Annotated in this window: 17 protein-coding genes and 1 pseudogene; 8 read left to right on the top strand and 10 right to left on the bottom strand. The window is 71.8% G+C overall.

Going from position 1 to position 20,033, the window contains the following annotated elements; all coding sequences use genetic code 11:
* Positions 1-147 precede the first annotated feature (147 nt).
* On the bottom strand, positions 148-1,899 hold the full coding sequence (locus ACFYM0_RS34885; RefSeq protein WP_388508795.1) for an AMP-dependent synthetase/ligase: 1,752 nt from the start codon (positions 1,897-1,899) through the stop codon (positions 148-150).
* 171 nt (positions 1,900-2,070) lie between these two features.
* On the opposite strand from ACFYM0_RS34885, the gene ACFYM0_RS34880 reads away from it, so the two are divergent.
* Complete coding sequence (locus tag ACFYM0_RS34880; RefSeq protein ID WP_388508792.1) at positions 2,071-3,090, top strand: AraC family transcriptional regulator; 1,020 nt, start codon at positions 2,071-2,073, stop codon at positions 3,088-3,090.
* Between the two features lie 171 nt (positions 3,091-3,261).
* Here the strand turns inward: ACFYM0_RS34880 and ACFYM0_RS34875 are convergent, their stop codons facing one another.
* Entirely contained in the window at positions 3,262-4,167 is a 906-nt protein-coding gene (locus tag ACFYM0_RS34875; RefSeq protein WP_388508790.1) for an alpha/beta hydrolase, read from the bottom strand.
* A gap of 80 nt (positions 4,168-4,247) precedes the next feature.
* On the opposite strand from ACFYM0_RS34875, the gene ACFYM0_RS34870 reads away from it, so the two are divergent.
* Together ACFYM0_RS34870 and ACFYM0_RS34865 are read left to right on the top strand one after the other, a co-directional pair.
* The gene (locus ACFYM0_RS34870; protein WP_388508787.1) at positions 4,248-4,700 is read left to right on the top strand and encodes a MarR family winged helix-turn-helix transcriptional regulator; all 453 of its coding nucleotides are present in this window, start codon (positions 4,248-4,250) and stop codon (positions 4,698-4,700) included.
* Positions 4,701-4,847: 147 nt separating this feature from the next.
* A complete protein-coding gene (locus ACFYM0_RS34865; protein WP_388508784.1) occupies positions 4,848-6,011 on the top strand; it encodes a lipase family protein in 1,164 nt (387 codons plus the stop codon).
* A gap of 81 nt (positions 6,012-6,092) precedes the next feature.
* On the opposite strand, the gene ACFYM0_RS34860 is transcribed toward ACFYM0_RS34865, so the two are convergent.
* The 4 genes from ACFYM0_RS34860 to ACFYM0_RS34845 all read right to left on the bottom strand — a co-directional run bounded on the left by ACFYM0_RS34860 (position 6,093) and on the right by ACFYM0_RS34845 (position 12,661).
* Positions 6,093-7,715 carry a hypothetical protein gene (locus ACFYM0_RS34860; protein ID WP_388508781.1) on the bottom strand — a complete coding sequence of 541 codons (1,623 nt, stop codon included), beginning with the start codon at positions 7,713-7,715 and terminating at the stop codon, positions 6,093-6,095.
* Positions 7,716-7,870: 155 nt separating this feature from the next.
* Complete coding sequence (locus ACFYM0_RS34855) at positions 7,871-9,535, bottom strand: alpha/beta hydrolase (protein ID WP_388508780.1); 1,665 nt, start codon at positions 9,533-9,535, stop codon at positions 7,871-7,873.
* Between the two features lie 287 nt (positions 9,536-9,822).
* A complete protein-coding gene (locus ACFYM0_RS34850; RefSeq protein ID WP_388508778.1) occupies positions 9,823-10,692 on the bottom strand; it encodes a GyrI-like domain-containing protein in 870 nt (289 codons plus the stop codon).
* A gap of 100 nt (positions 10,693-10,792) precedes the next feature.
* Positions 10,793-12,661: an AMP-dependent synthetase/ligase gene (locus tag ACFYM0_RS34845; protein WP_388508814.1), complete on the bottom strand. Its 1,869-nt coding sequence runs from the start codon at positions 12,659-12,661 to the stop codon at positions 10,793-10,795.
* Positions 12,662-12,886: 225 nt separating this feature from the next.
* On the opposite strand from ACFYM0_RS34845, the gene ACFYM0_RS34840 reads away from it, so the two are divergent.
* Complete coding sequence (locus ACFYM0_RS34840) at positions 12,887-13,498, top strand: DinB family protein (protein ID WP_388508775.1); 612 nt, start codon at positions 12,887-12,889, stop codon at positions 13,496-13,498.
* Here the strand turns inward: ACFYM0_RS34840 and ACFYM0_RS34835 are convergent.
* Together ACFYM0_RS34835 and ACFYM0_RS34830 are read right to left on the bottom strand one after the other, a co-directional pair.
* A complete protein-coding gene (locus ACFYM0_RS34835; RefSeq protein WP_388508773.1) occupies positions 13,483-14,298 on the bottom strand; it encodes a helix-turn-helix domain-containing protein in 816 nt (271 codons plus the stop codon). The genes ACFYM0_RS34840 and ACFYM0_RS34835 overlap by 16 nt on opposite strands.
* A 634-nt stretch (positions 14,299-14,932) precedes the next feature.
* Entirely contained in the window at positions 14,933-15,364 is a 432-nt protein-coding gene (locus ACFYM0_RS34830; protein WP_388508771.1) for an ATP-binding protein, read from the bottom strand.
* 252 nt (positions 15,365-15,616) lie between these two features.
* Here ACFYM0_RS34830 and ACFYM0_RS34825 point away from each other — a divergent pair.
* A pseudogene (locus ACFYM0_RS34825) lies at positions 15,617-15,955 on the top strand (DUF5753 domain-containing protein); the annotation flags it as partial.
* 313 nt (positions 15,956-16,268) lie between these two features.
* On the opposite strand, the gene ACFYM0_RS34820 reads toward ACFYM0_RS34825, so the two are convergent.
* Positions 16,269-16,691: a RidA family protein gene (locus tag ACFYM0_RS34820; protein WP_388508768.1), complete on the bottom strand. Its 423-nt coding sequence runs from the start codon at positions 16,689-16,691 to the stop codon at positions 16,269-16,271.
* A 149-nt stretch (positions 16,692-16,840) separates the two neighbouring features.
* Here ACFYM0_RS34820 and ACFYM0_RS34815 point away from each other — a divergent pair, with 149 nt between their 5' ends.
* Together ACFYM0_RS34815 and ACFYM0_RS34810 are read left to right on the top strand one after the other, a co-directional pair.
* Entirely contained in the window at positions 16,841-17,701 is an 861-nt protein-coding gene (locus ACFYM0_RS34815; RefSeq protein ID WP_388508765.1) for a TauD/TfdA family dioxygenase, read from the top strand.
* Positions 17,702-17,708: 7 nt separating this feature from the next.
* Positions 17,709-18,509: a PAS domain-containing protein gene (locus tag ACFYM0_RS34810; protein WP_388508762.1), complete on the top strand. Its 801-nt coding sequence runs from the start codon at positions 17,709-17,711 to the stop codon at positions 18,507-18,509.
* A gap of 75 nt (positions 18,510-18,584) precedes the next feature.
* On the opposite strand, the gene ACFYM0_RS34805 is transcribed toward ACFYM0_RS34810, so the two are convergent.
* A complete protein-coding gene (locus ACFYM0_RS34805; protein WP_388508760.1) occupies positions 18,585-19,310 on the bottom strand; it encodes a GNAT family N-acetyltransferase in 726 nt (241 codons plus the stop codon).
* Between the two features lie 133 nt (positions 19,311-19,443).
* Here ACFYM0_RS34805 and ACFYM0_RS34800 point away from each other — a divergent pair, with 133 nt between their 5' ends.
* On the top strand, positions 19,444-19,980 hold the full coding sequence (locus ACFYM0_RS34800) for an O-methyltransferase (protein WP_388508757.1): 537 nt from the start codon (positions 19,444-19,446) through the stop codon (positions 19,978-19,980).
* Positions 19,981-20,033 lie beyond the last annotated feature (53 nt).

Raw genomic sequence — 20,033 nt, 5'->3', positions numbered from 1 at the left:
AGCGCCCTTGAGGGACCGGCCCACGCCGAAAGAACACTGGACTACCGGGACGCCCCCCGAACCCCTGTCAAAGCCACCACCCCACCCGCAGCACAGGCCGGCCACCCCCACACCCCCACCCACCCCCACACCCCAGCCCCCCAGCCCCTACCCGTACAGCTCCTCGATCTCCCCCGCGTACCGCTCCGCCACCGCCCTCCGGCGCAGCTTCAGCGTCGGGGTGAGGGTGCCCGCCTCCACGGTGAACTCCCCCGGCAGGACCCGGAAGGCACGGACGCGGGCCGGGCGGGAGACCGTGGCGTTGGCCGCCTCGACCGCCTCCGCGACGAGGGCCCGTACGGCCGGGTGGTCTCCGGGGGCGGCGGGGTCCAGGGTCACCGACTCCCGGGCGGCCCAGGCGGCGATCTCCTCCGCGTCCAGGGTGATCAGGGCCACCGGGTGGGGGCGGCGATCGCCGATCATGACGGCGCGGGAGACGTAGCGGGAGCGCTGCACCGCGAACTCCAGCTCGGTGGGGGTGATGTTCTTGCCCGCCGAGGTGATGATCAGCTCCTTCTTGCGGCCGGTGATGTGCAGGTAGCCGTCCGGGTCCACCTCCCCCAGGTCGCCCGTGTGCAGCCAGCCCTCCCCGTCCAGCGCCTCGGCCGTCGCCGTGCCGTTGGCGTGGTACCCGGGGAAGATCATCGGGCCCCGGGCCAGCACCTCACCGTCCTCGGCGATGCGGACCTCGCATCCGGCGATCGGGCGGCCCACCGAGCCGTAGCGGACCCCGTCCGGGTGGTTGAGGCTGATGACCCCGCCCGACTCCGTCATGCCGTAGCCCTCGAACACCGCGATCCCACAGGCCCGCAGGAAGTCGAGGGTGGCCGGGGCGATCGGGGCACCGCCCGTCAGCGCCCATTTCAGGCGGCCCCCGAAGGCCCCCCTGACCAGGGAGTACAGGGACTTCTCGGCGGCCTCGTGGGCGGCTCGGTCCTCGGCCGGCAGGCGGCCGTCGGCGGCCAGCAGCCCGAGCCGTACCGCCTCCGCGAAGCGGGCGCCTCCGCCCTCTTGGGACTCCGCGAGGGAGAGGACCACCGAGTGCAGCTTCTCGAACAGCCGGGGTACGGACGGCAGATGGGTCGGCCGGGCCTGCGCGAGCTCGCCGATGACGTCCTCGATGCGGCCGCCGAAGTAGCAGAGCTCCCCGCCCTCCAGGAGGGTGGTGAACTGGATCAGCTGCGCCAGCAGGTGGGCGAGCGGGAGGTAGAGGTACGTGGAGTCCCCCGGGCCCCCCTTGATCAGAGGGAGGGTGGCGTCCTGGATCGCCCCGAGGTTCGCGTGCGTGAGGCGGCAGCCCTTGGGCAGGCCGGTGGTGCCCGAGGTGTAGACGATGGAGGCGTCGGCCGCGGGGTCCACCGCGGCGGCCCGGGCGAGGAGTTCGGCCTCCGGCGCCGGGTCGGGGAGGGCGCGCAGCCCGTCCATCTCCACCACGGCGCGCAGCGCGGGGAGCTTCGGGCGCAGCGCCTCCACCCGGGCCGCCTGCGCGGCGTCGTCGCAGACGACCACCACGGCGGCGGAGTCCGACAGCACCCAGGCGAGCTCCTCCTCCCCGGCCGTCGGGTACACCGGCACGAGGACGGCCCCCGCGGCCAGGACCCCGAAGTGGGTGTACGTCCACTCCGGCCGGGTCTCCGCGAGCACCGCGACGCGCTCGCCGGGGGCGACCCCCAGGGCGAGCAGGGCGCACCCTGACTCCCTCACCCGGGCGCGTAGTTGACCGTAGGAAACGGTGACCCAGCCCCCATTGCCATCGCTCCGGCGGAGCGCGGTCTCGGCCGTGTACCGCTCGCCGGTCCACTCCGTGAACACCGCCAGCGTGCGCGGCCGCACGGCTCCGTCCGCCTCACTCCCACCCATCCCACCCATCCCACCCATCCCACTCATCGGGCTCATCGGGCTCATCGGGCTCATCGGCTCGCCTCCCCTCGGGTCGTACCGATGACGCTAGGCACCGGGGAGGCGTCCGCGGCATGACCGGAAGCGTCACCCCCGCTGACCTCAGCGCTCATTGCGGCTACCGTCGACCTCATGGGGAGGCGGACGGTCACCGTGCACCACGTGCGTGCCGTGCTCGCGGGGGCGCGCGGCCGCGGGCTGGACACCGTGCCGCTGCTCCAGGAGGCGCAGATTCCGCCGCTGCTGCTGGGTGACGACCGGGCGCGGGTCACGCCCGCGCAGTTCGCGCGGCTGTTCCGGGCGCTGTACCGGGCCACGCAGGACGAGTTCCTGGGCCTGTCCACCGTCCCCAGCCGGCCCGGGACCTTCGCGATGATGTGCAGGGCCTCGCTGGGCTGCCGCGATCTCGGTGCGGCGGTGGAACGCTCCGCCACCTTCTACGGCCTGTTCCCGGGCGGGCCCGAGCTGGCGCTCGAAGTCGAGGGCGGACAGGCGTGGTTCGCGGTGCGCAACGAGTTCGCGCGGGACGAGGAACGCTTCCTCACCGAGTGCGTGCTCGCGATCTGGCACCGGCTGAGCAGCTGGCTGATCGGCCGGCGCATCCCCCTCGCCTACGCCTCCTTCGCGTATCCGGCGCCGCCGCACGAGGCGGAGTACGAGCTGCTCTTCGACTGCCCCGTCCGCTTCGGCGAGGCCCGCACGGGCGCGGCCGTGGCCTTCGACGCCCACTGGCTGACGGCTCCGCTGGTTCGGGACGAGGCCGCGCTCGACGCGATGCTCCGACGGGCCCCCTTCGACCTGCTGTCCCGGCCGGCGTACGGGACCACGGTCGCGGAGCAGGTCCGCAGGACCCTGACCCAGGCCCTGCGCGGCTCGCCGCGACTGCCGGAACTGGGCGAGGTGGCGGGGCGGTTGGCGGTGTCACCGGCGACGTTGCGGCGACGGCTCCAGCAGGAGGGCACGTCCTTCCAGCAGCTGAAGGACCACGTACGGCGCGATGCGGCGATCGCCGGCCTGGCGGAGAGCCGCGAACCCATCGCGGAACTGGCGGCCCGCCTCGGCTTCTCGGAGGACACTGCCTTCCACCGCGCCTTCCGCCGCTGGACGGGCACGACCCCGGGGGCGTACCGCATCGCGTCGGGCGGGGCGTAGGGACCCGGCAGCGCAGGGACGTGGGACCCAGGAGCCCAGGGACGTAGGGACCCGGCGGCACAGAGACGTAGGGACCCAGGAGCCCAGGGACGTAGGGACCCGGCAGCGCAGGGGCCCAAGTGCCCAGGCACCCAGGGGCCCACCAAGTGCCCAGGTGCCCAGGTGCCCAGCTCAGCCAACCGGGTCCGCAAGTGCGGCGGTGATGAAGTGTGCGGCGCGGTCCAGGGCCGCGTCGGCCTCGTCCAGCATGCCCTCGAAGGCCTGGAAGACGTGGGGGACGTCGGCGGTGACGTCGAGCCGGACGTCGACCCCGGCCGCGGCCGCCCGGGCGGCGAACCGGGTGGCGTCCTCGAGCAGGACCTCGTTGGATCCGGCCTGGAGCAGCAGCGGGGGCAGTCCGGTCGGGTCGGCGTGGAGGGCCGGGCTCAGCAGCGGCTGTTCGGGGTCCTGTCCGGCCAGGTAGTGGGCGAACAGGGCGGCCAGGTCCGCGCGGGTGAAGAGCGGGTCGACGCCGTGCTTGGTGGTCATGCTCTCGCCCGAGAGGGTGAGGTCGAGGCCCGGGGAGAGGGCGACCGCCGCGGCCGGCATCGGCAAGCCGGCCTCACGGGCGGTGAGCAGGGTGGTGATGCCGAGGCCGCCGCCGGCCGACTCCCCGGCCAGCACGATCCGGTCGGCCGGAACACCCTGGTCCAGCAGGTCGCGGTAGGCGGCGAGGCCGTCCTCGACGGCCGCGGGGAAGGGGTGCTCGGGGGCGAGCCGGTAGTCGACCGAGACGGCGCGGACTCCGGTGCGGCGCACCAGTGCGGCGGTGAGTTGCAGGGCGGTGGCGGGTGAGCCGAAGACCCAGCCCCCGCCGTGGAAGTAGACGATCGTCCCGGCAGCGGGGCTGCCCTCGGGCTCGACGGTCAGGGCGGGACGCCCGCCGAGGACGGAGGGGGTGACGCGGACCCCGGCCGGAGCCGGGCCGGAGGTCATCTGGATCTCGAAGTCCTTGCGCATCTGCTCCGGCGCGAGGCCGCCGTCGAACGGGGCCTGCCGCATCAGGGCGTCGATCGTCGCGCGCTGTGCCTTGCTCATGCGATCCTCCAGGTGAAGCGATGTTCTTCACTAGGAACTATATTCCTAGGAATATCATTCCCTCGAATCTGGAGCAGATTGTGACCGACCTCACTCAGGTGTTCACGGACCTCGTCCGCTACGAGACCAGGCTCTACAACGCACTGGGCGAACGACTGCGCGGCGCACACGGCCTGACGTTGGGTCAGTACGAGTTCCTGCACATCATCGAGGGCCGGGACGGCTGCCGGGTCAACGACCTGGCCGAGGACGCCGCCATCACCGTGGGGGCGACCAGCAAGGCGGTGGACCGCCTGGAGGCCGCCGGCTGGGTGCTCCGGCGGCCCAACCCCAGCAACCGCCGCTCGTCCCTGCTGGAGCTGACCCCCGAGGGCACCGAGCTGCTGGCCGCCGCCACACCCACGTTCGAGGACGGGCTGCGCACCTGGCTGGCCGAGCCGCTGACGGCCGGCTCGCTGGAGCAGCTGACGTCCACCCTCGCCCTGCTGCGCGGGACGCTGGAGGACGCCTCGACGGGAATGCCCGCGGGCTAGCGGGCCAGCGGGCGGCGGGCGCGGCGCGACAGGGATGCGGCCCCGGGTCAGGAAAGCTGAGCTGTGCGGTCAGCGACGTTCCTACCGGTCGGTCACTACCTTCACCTCACCTACCACCCCCACCCGGACCCTTGGGAGAGCCGCCCCATGCGCATCCGAAGCTCAGCACTCGCCGCAGTGGCCGCCCTGGCCCTCTCGGCCGCGATCCCCACCACCACCGCCGCCGCCACCCCGCAGGCCGAGGAGACCACCGCCCGCCCCGGCGACATCGTCGCCAGCGCGCCGTCCGCGTTCCACCCGCTGCCCGGCCAGCCCACCAACACCAAGGCCTGGAAGATCCACTACAACTCGACGACCGCCGACGGCGCCCCGAACGTGGTCTCCGGCACCGTCATCGTCCCGCAGGACGGCCGCACCGGCCCGCGCCCCCTGATCACCTACGCCGTCGGAACCGTCGGCATGGGCGACTCCTGCGCGCCGAGCAACAACCTCCCGTACGGCACCGCCCTGGAGGCCAACCTCATCCAGCAGCTCACCCTGCGCGGCTGGGCCGTGGTCGTCACCGACTACGAGGGCCTCGGCACCCCGGGCGTGCACACCTACACCGTCGGCCCCTCCGCCGGCCACGCCGTGCTCGACGCCGCCCGCGCGGCCACCCGCCTCCCCGAGGCGGGGCTGTCCGCCACCACGCCCGTCGGCATCATGGGGTACTCCCAGGGCGGCCAGGCCAGCAGCTGGGCCGCCGAGCTGCAGGGCTCGTACGCACCGGAGTTGCGGGTCAAGGGCACCGCGACGGGCGGAGTCCCGGCCGACCTGCTGAAGGTGGCCGACTTCAACAACGGCTCCTACGGCTCCGGCCTCATCTTCATGGCCGCCGCCGGCCAGGACGCGGCCTTCCCGGAGCTGAAGCTCGACTCCTACCTCAACCCGGCCGGGAAGGTCTTGGTCGGCGCCATGAAGGACAACTGCGTGGCCATCGACGCCATCGCCGGCTCCTTCAAGCGGATCTCCGACCTGACCACCCGCAACCCGCTGGCCCAGCCGGACTGGCAGGCCCGGCTGAACCAGAGCAAGCTCGGCCGCACCGCCCCGGCCGCCCCCGTGTACCAGTACCACGCGCTCGGCGACGAGCTCATCCCGTACGCCGTCGGGAGCCGGCTGCGCTCCGACTGGTGCGCGCGGGGCGCGAACCTCGAGTTCGACACCATCTGGCTCGGTGAGCACGTCAGCGGCGTCATCACCCAGTCCCTGGCGGCGGGCAACTGGCTCGCGGACCGCTTCGCGGGCCGCACGGCGCGCCCCAACTGCTGACCCGCACAGCGTCGGACGGCCCGGCTGCCACAGCAGCCGGGCCGCCTCGCCGTCTCACCGCCTTGCCGCCTTGCCGCCTCGTCAGCCGGTGACGTCGACGTGGTCCTCGCGACTGCTGCTCGCGAAGTGGGTGGTGCCGTCGTCGTGGAACCGGGCCTGCCACGTGCCGTCCTTCGTGGCGGTGAACCTCCGGCTGAAGCTGCCGTCGGCGGCGCTGGTGGTCGATCCCACGTAGGCGTAGGAGGTTCCGGTCCCGGCGGGCTTGAAGTAGAAGCGCACGGTCTTGGCCGCGTACGGCCGCCAGGTCGTGGCGGACGCGGCCCGCTGCTTGAGGGAGCCGGTGAGCGTGAGGTACTGGCCCTTGCGGACCGGCTCGGGCTTCGCGTTGAAGTCCGCGACGGCGGTCACGGTCCGGGTCAGACGAACGGGCTGCGAGGTCGACCCGTGGAGCTCGGGCGTGCCCGCGTACCGCAGTCGCCAGTAGCCGTCGACCGGCGCGTTCTCCACCGTGACCGAGGAGAAGTACCGGCCGACGACCGTGTCCACGGTCTTGCGGGTGGACCAGCCCGTGCGGCCGTCGGCCGAGTACTGGACTTCCACCTTGGCGGGACCGCTCGGCGCCGAGGTGGCGTACTGGTGGAGGCCGCCGCTGACGGACACCTTGCGGTACTCGTCCACGCTCATGGCGACGGACTGGAAGGCGGTTCCCGCCGTCGGGGCGGCCTTGACTTCGGCGCTGTAGGAGATGACGTACCACGGCTGGTTGTATGCGGTGCCCACCTCCCAGGTCGAGGACTCCAGGACCTTCGCGGACTTGGTGAACCGACCCGCGGCATCGCTCTTGAACGAGGAAATCGTGTACCGGTTGTTCGAGTCGTAGGGGACCGCCAGCAGCATCGTCGTGGCGACCGGCTTCTGCGTGCCGTCCGGGGCGGTCCGCGTGATGGTTCCGCTGAAGGTGGCGTCGGTGCCGTACGGGGCCGACACCGAGCGGGAGCCCTCGTCCAGGGTGATCTTCACCGGCTGAAGATCGACGTCGGGCACGATGCCGTCGAACTCGCTGCGGTGGTCCGCAGAGTCGTGCGTGAGGGAGGCGCCGAGATGCCTCTCCGTACCCTTGTAGGTCACCGGCGTGGAGAAATGTCCGGCGGCGTCGGTCGAAGCCGTCAGTGACTGGCCCTCGAGGGCAACGGTCACCTTCCTGCCGGCGAGCGGGGTGGCCCGCCCGTTACGGGGGTCATAGGCGATCAGGTCGGCGGAGAGCGTGGTGTCCAGGCTGTCGAGGGACACGTTCTTGGACACGGTTCTGTTCTCGAACCGGGCGAGCGCACGGTAGTCGAGTTCCGCCACGGCCTTGCGGAGGATCGGCTCGCCCTTGGTGCCCTTGTACTCGACGTCCACGGAGTAGAGGCCGAGGTCGGCGAGCCTCAACCCGCCGGACTTGTACACCTCCAGGCAGCCGGCGCAGCCGGGGGCGGTGTGCTCGAAGTACGTGACGGTCCGGATCCGGGTCTCGCTGCCCTTCTTGCGGATGTGGGCGACGAAGGAGGGCATGGGCTTCGCGGTCATGACACCGATGCCGTCAGGCCGTGCGTAGGCGCTGATGGAACCGACGGGATCCGCGGCCTGCGCGGTTCCGGATGCGAGCAGGGTGCCGAGAACGGCAGTGGCGGCGATGAGCGCCGCCGAGGTGAATCTCTTCAAGACGTCCCCCCAGGAAGTCACAAGAAGTCACATGAAGTCAGTGACGTTCTCCGGGTGTGACACTCGGGCAGACGTTCCGGTTGTACGCACGGACGCACGGACGCACGAACTATCGGGCGGGCCTTGCCACATGCCCGGCCGCGTCGTGCGCGCCCTCACTCCTCGGCGGGGCAGGAGCGCGTCCCGGAGGGCAGCCGGCCGTCGATCAGGAAGTGGTCCACGTACCCCTGCACGCAGCGCGAGGAGACGTACCCGGTGTGGCCGTCGCCCTTGTAGTCCACGATCACGGTGTTGCCGAGCCGCTTCGCCGTCTCCTCCGTCCATTCGTACGGTGTCGCCGGGTCTCCGCGCGTACCGACGAGCAGGATGCGCGGGATGCCGGCCGGGCGGTCGATCGTGCGGATGAAATCGGTGCCGGCGGGGCGCCCGTAGCAGGCCAGCACCGTCATCAGCTGGCGCGGACCGAAGATCGGCGAGGCGGCGAGAAAGACCGGCTGGAGCTCGGCCAGCTCCCGCGCGACGGCCACCGGGGAGGCCTTGGCGTCGCCGCGGTCCGGGTCGTCGGCGCAGTTCACGGCGACGAGCGCGGCGGTGGCGTTGTCGGCGGGCACGGCGGCGGCTTCGGGCTCATCCCGCGGTGATGCCGATGGCGGTGGTGATGCCGATGGCGGCGGCGATGGCGGCGGCGTTTCGTCCGGACCGCCGAGCTGCATCAGCCCCACGGGGTCACCGCTGCGCTCGACCAGCGCGAGCGCGTCCGCGAGGTCGGGCCAGGCCTTCGGCGAGTAGAGGGCGGCCCCGATGGACTCGGCCACGTCCTGCCCGGTGAAGCGCAGCCCGCCCTCCCCGGTCAGCGGCGTCGCGTCCAGGCGGGTGACGAGGGCCTGGACCTTCTCCTTGGCGGTACGGGTGTTCGTGCCGTAGACGCAGCCCTGCCGGTGGGCACACCAGACGAGGAAGCCGTCCAGCGCCCGCTGCTGCCCGACGGCCGAGAGCAGGGCCTGCTCGCCGAGCGGCTCGGTGAGGGTGTCGACCCCGTCGAGGGCCATCCGGCCGGTGCGGCGCGGGAACAGCGCGGCGTACACCGCACCGAGGCGCGTGCCGTAGGAGAAGCCGAGGAAGTCGAGCTTGTCCTCTCCGAGGGCCTGGCGCAGCAGGTCCATGTCGCGGGCCACGCTGACGGTGCCGACGTACGGGAGCACCGGGCCGGAGTCCAGCGCGCAGCGCTTGGCGACGGCGCGCAGGGCGGCGAGCTGGGCGGCGGGCCCGTCGGGGGCCTCGCCCGCCTCCCGGACCTCTCCGCCACAGGTGACGGGGGCGCTGTGTCCGACACCCCGGGGGTCGAAGACGACGAGGTCATAGCGCTTGTTGAGCTCCGCGAAGGCGTTGGGGTCGGCGGCGAGGGCGGAGACGCCGGGGGCGCCGGGACCTCCGAAGTTCAGGACGAGGGAGCCGATCCGCTTGCCGGCGGGCCCGGTGGCGGGGAGCCGGGCGACGGCGATGCCGACCGTCCCGGTGCCCTGGCTTTGGTCCTGGCCCTGGCTTTGGTCCCGGCTCTGGCCCTTGGCCTCGTAGTCGAGCGGCACGGTGAGGGTGCCGCACCGCATACCGGCGGGCACGGGCTTCTCCGGGCACGCGCCCCACTGGATCGCCCGAGCGGCGGGCGCCGGGGTCCTCGGCACCCCTCCGGGCACGGCGGCGAGCAGGGCCCCGGCCAGAGCGGTGCCGAGGACCCCGGCGCCTATCCGGGTACGGGCCCGGGAAAGCGAGCGGGGGCGGGAGCCGACACGCAAACGGACACGGGCACGGGCACGGTGCACTGCACCCTCCTCGGGCGACCCCCCGGACCGGTCGGCTCACGATAAGCAGACCCTGCCGCGGCCGCTCCGGCCCGTCCGGCACGGTCAGGGCGGCTCCGACGCGCTCCGGTCCCCGCCGGCCTTGCGGGACAGGGCCGGCCGGGCAGGGCGCGCGGGGTGCGGGCGGCGATCGCCCAGGGGGCCGCGCGGGTGACGGCACACGGGAGGCCCCGGTCGCTGCGGTCGCCGTGGTCGCAGCAGCCGCAGCAGCCGCAACGATCGCAGCGACCGGGCGCGGCCGCGAGCCGTCACGCCGGTTCGACGGGCAGCCACAGCTCACAGGTCGCGGTGCTGAAGTCCTCCGCCCGGTCGAGGACCGCGACGATCGAGGGACCGGGCCGCAGGCGCCACGGGTTGGAGGGGAACCAGTCGGTCGCGGTCGCGGCCCAGGTCGTCTGCAGGGCCTGCGGATGCGGCCCGGCAGTGCGGAAGACCGCCCACCTGCCGGCCGGCACCTCGATGGCGTCGAGGTCGTCGGGGGCGGGCGTGGACCGCGAGACGGCGACTCCGTGCAGGTAGGTCAGTTCGCTCCCCTCCGTGCCGTCGGGGTCGACGTCGTCGGAGACCTGCAGCAGGCCACCCGGCTCGGTGTCGCCGAGCGCCTTCAGCCGGAGGTGCTCGGCGGGCGGCAGTGCGGTGATGTGCTGCCGGATGTGCGGGTTGACGCCCTGGTGGATGAGCGGAACGCGGGCCGCGTGTCCGACCAGGCGGAACGCGGGGCGGTCGATGATGCGGGTGTCCATGGGGGTGCTCCCTTCGACGGTCAGGCGGATCCTGAGCCGGGGCTGTGCGCGCAGGGGGCCTCCGTCCCGGCGCACGTCGCCGGGGCCGGCGCCGTGGACGGCGCGGAACGCCCGTCCGAACGCCTCCGTCGAGCCGTATCCGTGCCGGACGGCGATGCTCAGGAGATCGTCCTCGCCCCGGACCACGTCGGCGGCGGCCACCGTCATGCGGCGCCGGCGCACGTACTCCGACAGCGGCATGCCGGTCAGCGACGAGAACATGCGGCGCAGGTGGTATTCGGTCGTGCCGAGCTCTCCGGCCAGTCCGTGGACGTCGAGCTCCTCGCCGAGATGCTTCTCGACGAGATCGACCAGCCGGTTGAGTGCCGAGATCACGAGGCCTCCTTTCGGAGTCCACCCTGCCCGGCGGCATCCCGGCCGGACCCGACCGCCGCGATCCGATGCGATCGGATGCAATCGGAAGCGCGGATCGCCCTCAGGCGGACCGGTACAGCGCGTCGATCTCCCGCGCGTAATCCCGCACGATCACGCCCCGCTTCAGCTTCAGCGAAGGCGTCAAGTGCCCCCGCTCCTCCGTGAAGTCCCCCGCCAGCACGGCGAACCGCCGGATCGACTCCGCCCGCGACACCAGCCGGTTCGCCTCGTCCACCGCCCGCTGGAGGTCCGCCCGCAGTTCCTCGTCCCCCACCAGCTCCCTGATCGGCACGCCCGCCTTCTTGTGCATCTGCCGCCAGTGGTGGAGCCCCTCCGGTTCCAGGGTGATGAGCGCGGTGACGTAGGGCCGGTTGTCGCCGACCACGATGCACTGGCCCACCAGCGGGTGGGCCCGCAGCCAGTCCTCCAGGGGCGCGGGGGCCACGTTCTTGCCGCCGGAGGTGATGATCACGTCCTTCTTCCGCCCGGTGATCGTCAGGTAGCCGTCCGCGTCGAGCTCCCCGATGTCCCCCGTGTACAGCCACTGCTCCCCGCCCACCGCGACGCCGCTGTTCCAGTACCCCGCGAACACGTGCGGCCCCCGCAACAGCACCTCCCCGTCGTCCGCGATCCGTACCGCCGTCCCCGGCAGCGGCCACCCGACCGTGCCGAGCCGGGGCCGCAGGGGCGGGGTGACGGTCGCGGCCGCGGTCGTCTCCGTGAGCCCGTAGCCCTCGAAGACCTCGATGCCCGCACCCGTGTAGAAGGCGGCGAGGCGCCGGCCGAGCGGGGAGCCGCCGCTGAGGATGTACCGGACGCGCCCACCGAGCGCGTCCCGGATCCGCCGGTAGACGAGCGGTTCGTACAGGGCCCTGGCCATCCGCAGGCCCAGCCCCGGCCGCTTGCCCTCCACGACCGCGATCTCGCCGAGGCTGCGCGCGATCCGCGCCGCCCGGTCGAAGGAGGAGGCCCGGCCCATCTTCTCGGCCGTCGCCCGCGCGGTGTTGTAGACCTTCTCCAGGACGTACGGGATCGCCAGCAGGAACGTCGGCCGGAAGCCGGCCAGGTCCGCGAGGAGGTCCTGGCTGCTGATGCTCGGCGCGTGGCCCAGCTTCACCCGTGCCCGCATGCACCCGACGGCCACCATCCGTCCGAAGACGTGCGACAGCGGCAGGAAGAGCAGGGTCGAGGCGGGGTCCTTGCTGACCGACTTGAAGACGGGGTGCAGCAGTTCCACCGAATTGTCCACCTCGGCGAAGAAGTTGGCGTGTGTCAGCACGCACCCCTTGGGCTGCCCCGTCGTCCCGGAGGTGTAGATCAGCGTGGCCACGGACTCCGGCGCGCACCCGGCCCGCCGGGCCGTCACGACCTCGTCGGGCACGTGCTCCCCGGCCTTGACCAGCCGGGCCACGGCCCCCGTGTCGAACTCCCAGAGGTGGCGCAGCCAGGGCAGGTTGGCCCGCTCCGAGCTGATGATCCGCGCCTGCACGGTGTCCTCCACGGCGCAGGCCACGGCGCCCGAGTCCTGGATGATCCAGCGCGCCTGGATCGCGGAGGAGGTCGGGTAGACCGGTACGGTGACCAGCCCGGCCGCCCAGCCCGCGAAGTCCAGCAGGGTCCACTCGTAGGTGGTCCTCGCCATGATGGCCAGCCGGTCGCCGGGCCGCAGCCCCTCGGCGATCAGCCCCTTCGCGACGGCGAGCACCTCCGCGGCGAACTCGGCGGCCGTGACGTCCCGCCAGGTCCCGTCCGGCTCCTTGCGCGCGAGTACGGGATCGCGCGGAGCCTCCCGGGCATTGTCGAAGGGGATGTCCCCGAGGGACCCGCGGACCGGCACCGGGGCCAGCGGCGGCACCCACACCTCGCGGACCCGCCCCTCGATCACGGTCTTGACGGGCTCTGTGTACTTAGGGGGCTTGACGACCCTCACCAGGCTCGATTCGGCGGTCACGGCGTGCCTCCCTGGCAGGACGGTGTGTTACCGCCGGTAATTTACTTAGCGGTAACCACGTCTGAACACCCCTGCGACCGCCTTTTCACCGTTGCTCCACGCCACGCCACCCACACCCCCACCAAGCGCTCACGCTCCCGCACTCGCTCCCGCACTCGCGCCCTCGCTCGCTCCCGAAGATCACCCGTCGGGAAGACTGTCCCCATGACCTTCCCCGACCCGAACCCCAAGGCCGAGCTGCACTTCTACCTCCAGTCGGCCCGCGAAGCCCTCCTCTGGAAGCTGGAAGGCCTCTCGGAGTACGACGCCCGCCGCCCCCTGACGCCCACCGGCACCAACCTCCTGGGCCTGGTGAAGCACGCGGCCACCACTGAGCTGGGCTACCTCGGCGACACCTTCGCCCGCCCCTCCGGCGAACCCCTCCCCTGGGTCGCGCCGGACGCCGAGCCCAACGCGGACATGTGGGCCACCGCAGACCAGTCGCGTGCCGACGTCATCGGCCTCTACCACCGCGCATGGGCGCACGCGGACGCGACGCTCGACGCCCTCCCCCTGGACACGGTCGGCACGGTCCCGTGGTGGCCGGCCGACGACAACGAGGTCTCCCTGCACCACGCCGTGATCCGCGTCGTCTCCGACACCCACCGGCACGCCGGCCACGCCGACATCCTCCGCGAACTCCTGGACGGCACCACGGGCATGCAGCCGACCAACCCCGGCCTCCCCCCGGCCGACACCACCTGGTGGGAGGCCCACCACGCCCGCCTGGAGCAGGCGGCGCGGGAAGCCGGGGAAAGCAGTCACGAGGGCGTCTGAGCACGGCCTGTCAGTCGGCGGGCGGGCAGTCCCGGCAGCGTCCGCCCGGATCCGGCGACCTGAAGCCCCGGTCGCAGCCGGTGGGGCGGGAGCCAGGCCTTGAGCCGGTGCGCGATGAGTCCCGCAGGATGGCGGAGGCTGTCGGGCAACCCCGAGGCCAGCACGACCCGCACGGCCGCGGGATCCGCCCCGCGCTCCAGCCACTCCGCGACTCGGGGTGCCAACTTCCGCACGTCACGATCGGCGAGCAGCAACCGCGGATCCTCCGCCCGCAACCGCGCGAGCAACGCGAAGGCCTCCGGCGGCTGTACGGGACCGGGCTCCGGGCCAGGCTCCGACACCGACACCGCCAGGCCGGGCTCCGACACCGATACCGGTCGGGGCACCGGTCCCGGCACGAGCACCGGCTCGGACACGGGACACTGCTCAGGACCCGTCCCGGGCACAGGACCGGGCCCGGCCTCCGGAAGCGGCCCGGGCCGACGTACCCGCCCGGGTGCCGCCTCCCGTTCCGGTCCCGACGGGCGGACGCCCACGCCGCACTTCGCAGCCGGGTGGTCGTAGGACACCGTCCGGGTGACCACCTGCCCGCTCGCGAGCCGGACCCGGCTGCGCTCCAGGTACCCGTACTCCTCCAACTCCCGCAAGGCGCCGGAGATCCGAACCTCCCCCTCCCGGAAGCGCTCCGTCAGCCTCTTGATGCCGATCCGGGCCCCGGCGGGCAGCGACTGGATGTAACCGGCGAGGCCGATCGCAACCAGCGACAGCGAGTGGTGCTGGAGGAGGTGGTTGCCGATCACGGTGTAGTGACCGGAGTGTCCGACCTTGACGTGGTCGACACCTGATCGGGGGGTCCCGGCGGGAACACGGGACGATGCGCGCGAGGGCGCGCTAAGCTGCGAAAGAGCCCTGGGGAAGGTGCGAACTTCCTACTTTGGTCAGGCCCTCGTTCGGGATTGCCGTCCCGGCGGGGGCCGTCTCATGTCTGATGTTGGTGGGGCGAGCATATGCCCGGCAACCCTCCCGAAATCCAGCCGAGTTGGCACAGTTCACCCATGCGAGTGATGGCGCCGCGCCGGGGAGCCGGAGGGGTGGGGTTGGGTGGTTTCAGCCGGTCCTTTCAAGGGGTTACGTCCGGCCCGACCGGGTCCTGGAACCCACGACGCGGTCCGCGCCCACTCCGCCTCCCCGGCTACCGACTGCTCACCCACTGGGCACCGGTGAGCGGACCCAGCTGCGGAAACGCCTGCACCAGCGGCCCGGCGTCGGTACGCCAGTCACCTCGGGCCCCGCCCTCGCCCCCGTCCACCACCTGCCACAGGGCCCACCCGACAGGCAGAACCGCCAGCCCCACCACTACCCCGATCAACTTCCGGCGCTCCAACACAGCTCTCCCATCACCGACTTCGGCGCACCCTATCGGGCTCGCACACCTCACCCCCGGACCACCTGCGCAGGCCTGCACTCCACACCCACCTCCGCCCAGACCACCTTGCACGGCGGCAGCCCGAGGTCCACGCCCCACCGGTCCGCGAGCGCATCGACCAGCACCAGCCCCCGCCCGCCCTCCGCGCCCCCACCCGCGTCCCGGAGCCCCGGGACCCGGTCACCCCGCGTGTCCACCACCTTGATCCGCAGCACCCCACCGCCCAGGGCCACCCCGATCCGGAAGCCCCGTCCGGGCACCCGGCCGTGGGTCACCGCGTTGGCAGCGAGCTCGGCCACGATGAGCGCGGGGCTCTCGGTGGGCAGTCCCCACCCGGTCAACGTCTCGACGGCGAGCCGCCGGGCCTGGCCGGCGCCGAGGGGCGTGGCGGCGAGCCGGGCGGTGAACTGGAGCGTGGAGTAACGGATTTGCGTATTCATGTCACCGAGCGTGGCGGTGCGTGCGTACCGTGAGAAGCGGAACCGCCCGAGCGTCCGACTTCTGTCCGGTCGTTGTCCGGTGCTGTCGCGCCTGTCCCGTCCGGGCCACGGGAACAGAGCGCTGAGGAAATCGGTGCGCTGAAGGTGGGGCACGCATGAGCGTGGACAACGACGGTACGGAAGACGCCGGCTGGGACGTCGATCCCGAGGACGAACAGGGAGTGGCCGTCCTGGCCGCGCTCGGCCGCGGATCGGGCCGTCGAGATCAGCACGTACAACAACCACAACATCCACGGGCTGCTACAGACACCGGAGTACACACGGGCACTGTTCCGCACATGGCGGCCCGTCTACACGCCGGACGAGACGGAACGCATGCTGGCAGCCCGGATGGCACACCAGTCGATCTTCGATCGCTCTCCCGCCCCGACGCTCAGCTTCGTCCAGGAGGCAGTCACGCTCGCACGGCCTATCGGAGGGACAATGGTCCTGCGTCGACAGCTCGAACGCGTATTGGAGGTAGCCCAGTTGCCGAACGTCGAGTTCCAGGTCATGCCGACCGATGTCGAGGAGCACGCAGGTATGGCGGGGCGAATGTCTGGTCCGGCTTCGTGGCGCACGCCTCCCACAGCTGAAGCGAGGGGCGGATCCGGGCGTTCCCGCGACGCGGCGCGCTGCCGCATATGCCGCCGCACGCCGGCCGGGGATTAACCGGACCGCCCTTGGTTCGACGATCAGCGGTGCTGGGTAACTCGCCAGCATGCAGACGCAGTTGCATACCGTTCTGCCGCCCTACTCCGGCGGTATCCGCAACCCGGTGGATCCGCTGCCCCTGAGGCCGACGAGATCGCCCCCTCGGGGGGCTCCCGCGCGCTGACTGCCGGAGCAGCCGTCGCACCTCCCGCTACGCCAGCCCGGCACCCGCACCGGTGGCCACGGCGACCGCATCGACCGCGATCCTCTTGTTGCCCATCAGCTGCACGATGGCCGCCGTCCTGGCCGGCGGATTGTCGGGGAAGAACTCGGCGAACACCGCGTTCACCGTCGGAAAATCCTCCGCGTCCGCGAACAGCACGGTGGCCTTCACGACGTCACGCGGTGACGAACCCGCTGAAGCGACCGCCTGCATCAGATTCGTAAAAGCCTGCTTGCACTCCTGCTCGAATCCCCCCGAAGGGATCTCTCCAGTGACCGGATCGACTCCCGCCTGGGCCGAGACGAATACGAATCCTCCGGCTGTGACGGTGGGGGCGTAAGGGCCCAAAGGGAGGGGAGGCGGTGGCTGGTAAGGAGGGGCGGAGCTTCGGTGATCGAACTCCGTACGCATAGGTGATCTTCCAATCGGCTTTGATCATTCCGGCGACAGGGGACGGACGGCCCGAGAGAGATCGCCGCCCGTATATCGGATCCGCCGAGCGCGGAGTCTACCGCCACCCCTCGGCCGTTCACAGATCGAACAGACAAGGAGCAGGATCCGTGCACGACTGGTTAGCCGAACAGGCAAAGTCTTCCATCGAGCGCCCCATTCCGTATCAAACCGATCACGGGTTCGTCGCCCGGCAGATATTCGACCAGTTGGAGATCGAGTTCGGCTTCGCCCTGGTAACAGGCCTCTCGGTGGACCCCCTGCGCCCCGAGGAGTCCGCCGAGGCCGCAGTGGATCTCTTGAGCCGTCTCGGCCGACCCCTGCCCCAAGGGCCTCCGAACGCGTCTTCCTTGACGTGGCTCGTCCGCAACGAGGGAGTCCACCGATTCGGCTCGAACGGCAGATTCCAACAAGGTGTCTACACCTCGAAGTCACGCGACACGATCGACATGCACAACGACGGCGCGATGGAGCCGTACGGGCACCACGTATACATATCTTCACTCCTCTGCATCGAGGGTGCCGCCGAAGGCGGCCGCACCACGCTGGTCAGCGCTCTCACCGTGATGAACATCGTGCGGCGGGAATTCCCGCACCATTTCGAACGGCTCTGCCGCCCCTTCGCGTTCGAACGCTCACACGTCGCACCGCCAGGAGGCGAGCCGGTGCTCTTCGCCCCCGTCTTCGACCTCAGCCCTGCCGGCATGAGGGTTCATTGGAACCGTCAGCGCATCGAAATGGCGGCAGGAATCACCGGCGTACCGTTATCGCCGTCCGAGGTGGGGGCCCTCGACGCCCTGGACGCGGTGATGGCCCGTCCCGGAGTTCAGCTCGACCACGATATCCGGCCCGGCGAGCTGCTCGTCATCGACGACCACCTGGTACTCCACGGGCGGTCCGAATTCTGGGACCTCGATTCGCGACGCTGCCTGGTCCGGATGCTTTTCGCACGGCCGACCTCAAGGAGATAGCTCATCCATGCTCACCGAAATTCTTGGCGCGACGCTCGGTGCCGTAGCCGGTGTCCTGGTCACCATGGCCATCACGATGCTGCGGCCGCCGGCCGAAGCGATCCTGGAGGGGCGCCCGCTGGCCGAGCTGGAAAACTATCCGGTCGCGGTCGGCGCGGATGGAAAGATCCGTCTCGACATGGCCGAGCTCATCGCGGCCTGCACCTATCTGCTGAAGAATCGTGAGCCCCGAGCCGCCATCGACCTCCTCTACCTGGCCGAGCGCAACAGGAACCTCATCACACCCCCTGCGGCCCTCGCGCTTGATCGGCTGCGCCGAGGCTATCGCCGCCGGTACCGGCACCTCGTCGAGCCCAAACAGCTGGGCGAGCAGCGCCAGCACATACTGCGCCAGTTCGGCCGGATAACCGACGCCCTCGGGGAAACCTTCAGTGGTTTGCCGATCGAATTCGTCCTCCATGACACGCGGGACCCGCTGAATTCGATCCACACCATCAAGAATTCCATCACCGGCCGCAGGGAAGGCGACCCCGTCTCAGTTTTCGGCGAAGACGTCGTACGGGCCTACGGGCGCCGTTGGACGGGCCCACAGGTCGCCTACAAATTGCGGCAGCCCGCCACCGGCCAGATCATCAAAGCGACCACCATCCCGCTGGAAGACAGCACGCTCGGGCTGGTCGCGTTCCTGTGCGTCAACATCGACATCGGGCGGATGTCCCCCGAGTCGGGCGAACTGCAAGAACTGGCCCGGCACATGGTGGCCACGCCGGGCGGCTGGGGAACCCAAGCCTTCGCCGTTTCGGACTAGAGATCTTCAATGGTGCGGAGAGCCGCTCACGGTCGGGCCGGGAGCCTACCAAGGCCGGAGGGACGCACGGTCCGCTCAAGCGAGCTCGAAGCTGAGCTGAAGGCCCAGCTCCTCGAAGCCCATTGCGGCAGCCACCCGCCGGGAGGCGGGAAGGCGTGCGCGCCACTGTGGCAGCAGCCCGGCGGAGAGGGCGTGGGCGACCGCCGCCGAGCCCGTCACCCGCGCCAGTCCGCGCCCCCGCACACCCCGCGCCGTCAGCACCCCGACATGTGCCGCCCGTCCCGGCCAGACCTGGTACCCCGCGGCGGAAACCGCCCGGCCGTGCCCGTCGCGCACGACGAACGCGGGTGAGGTGATCTCGTCGAGAGCGGCCTCGCCCGCGGCCTCCGGGCCGGCCGCCCGCTCCAGGCCCCGTACGTCCGGATGGGCTGCCGGCAGCCGGTCCACCGTCAACGCGCCGGCCTCCACCGGCCGGAACCCGGACGGGGACACGTACGCCAGCGCCGCAGGCCCGAGCACCCGAGCCACCGGGAGGGCCTTCCGGACGGAATCGCCGTCCACGAGGGCCTCCACCGACAGCTCCTCGAGCACGCCACGAACGAGCCCTGCGGCAGCGTCACTCGGCGCCGTCACGATCGCAGAGCCGCCCAGAGCCACCACCCCGACCCACCCGGCCGGGCACAGCCCGGACCGCGGGGAGACCACCACTTCCACACCGCCCGGCGGCGCGAAGGACACCGGCACGCGGGCCAGGTCCTCCCAGACCTCGCGGGCCCGCATCACCAACGGATCCATCGACATGCCCCCCGATCCCGCCCGCCGAAGGGACCCGCCCCGCCGGGAATCTGCCTTGCCCGGCGGCCAGTACCCTCGCATGATCTCCGCATGGACGATACGCCGAACCAACGCCCCTCCGCCCTGCGCGCGTTGCGCGTTGCGCGTCAAGGCGGCTGACGCGGGCTTCACCCTGTCCAGCGAGGACCGTACGGGCAGTCTCCTGGCGGCGCTCGCCGCCGGCCGGCCCGGGGGCCGGATCCTGGAACTCGGCACCGGTGCGGGCGAGGGCGCCGCCTGGCTCCTCAGCGGTATGGACCGGGCCTCCCGCCTGACCACCGTCGAGCTCGACGCCACCGTCCAGGCCATCGCCCGGGAGCAGCTGGGCGCCGACCCGCGGGTGACCTTCGTGGCCGGGGACGGCGGTGCGTGGCTGGAGGACTTCGACGGGCCGCCCTTCGACCTCGTCTTCGCGGACACCTGGCCGGGCAAGTTCACCCACCTCGACCGGGCCCTGGAACTGGTGGCTCCCGGCGGGACCTACCTGATCGACGACCTCCTCCCCCAGCCCGGCCGGCCGCGGGACCACGAGGCCGCCGTCGCACGCCTCCTGGCCGAGCTGGACGCGCGCGAGGACTTCCGGTGCGTCCGCCTGGCCTGGGCGAGCGGACTGCTGATGGCGGTACGGGCGGCCTGACAAGGCCGCAGCCCCCGCCCGGACGGGGGCGGGGGCTGCGGCGGTTGAGCGGC

It is taken from the genome of Streptomyces sp. NPDC006487, assembly GCF_042870555.1.
Taxonomy (GTDB): Bacteria; Actinomycetota; Actinomycetes; order Streptomycetales; family Streptomycetaceae; genus Streptomyces.
The sequence above is the reverse complement of the archived record's forward strand: the minus strand, read 5'-3'. Positions and strand labels throughout refer to the sequence as shown.

What these genes read in the sequence shown, in the direction of transcription:
- ACFYM0_RS34885 (WP_388508795.1), bottom strand. Translation starts at nt 1,899, where the DNA reads ATGGGTGGGAGTGAGGCGGACGGAGCCGTGCGGCCGCGCACGCTGGCG.
- ACFYM0_RS34880 (WP_388508792.1), top strand. Translation starts at nt 2,071, where the DNA reads ATGGGGAGGCGGACGGTCACCGTGCACCACGTGCGTGCCGTGCTCGCG.
- ACFYM0_RS34875 (WP_388508790.1), bottom strand. Translation starts at nt 4,167, where the DNA reads ATGAGCAAGGCACAGCGCGCGACGATCGACGCCCTGATGCGGCAGGCC.
- ACFYM0_RS34865 (WP_388508784.1), top strand. Translation starts at nt 4,848, where the DNA reads ATGCGCATCCGAAGCTCAGCACTCGCCGCAGTGGCCGCCCTGGCCCTC.
- ACFYM0_RS34840 (WP_388508775.1), top strand. Translation starts at nt 12,887, where the DNA reads ATGACCTTCCCCGACCCGAACCCCAAGGCCGAGCTGCACTTCTACCTC.
- ACFYM0_RS34830 (WP_388508771.1), bottom strand. Translation starts at nt 15,364, where the DNA reads ATGAATACGCAAATCCGTTACTCCACGCTCCAGTTCACCGCCCGGCTC.
- ACFYM0_RS34820 (WP_388508768.1), bottom strand. Translation starts at nt 16,691, where the DNA reads ATGCGTACGGAGTTCGATCACCGAAGCTCCGCCCCTCCTTACCAGCCA.
- ACFYM0_RS34810 (WP_388508762.1), top strand. Translation starts at nt 17,709, where the DNA reads ATGCTCACCGAAATTCTTGGCGCGACGCTCGGTGCCGTAGCCGGTGTC.
- ACFYM0_RS34805 (WP_388508760.1), bottom strand. Translation starts at nt 19,310, where the DNA reads ATGTCGATGGATCCGTTGGTGATGCGGGCCCGCGAGGTCTGGGAGGAC.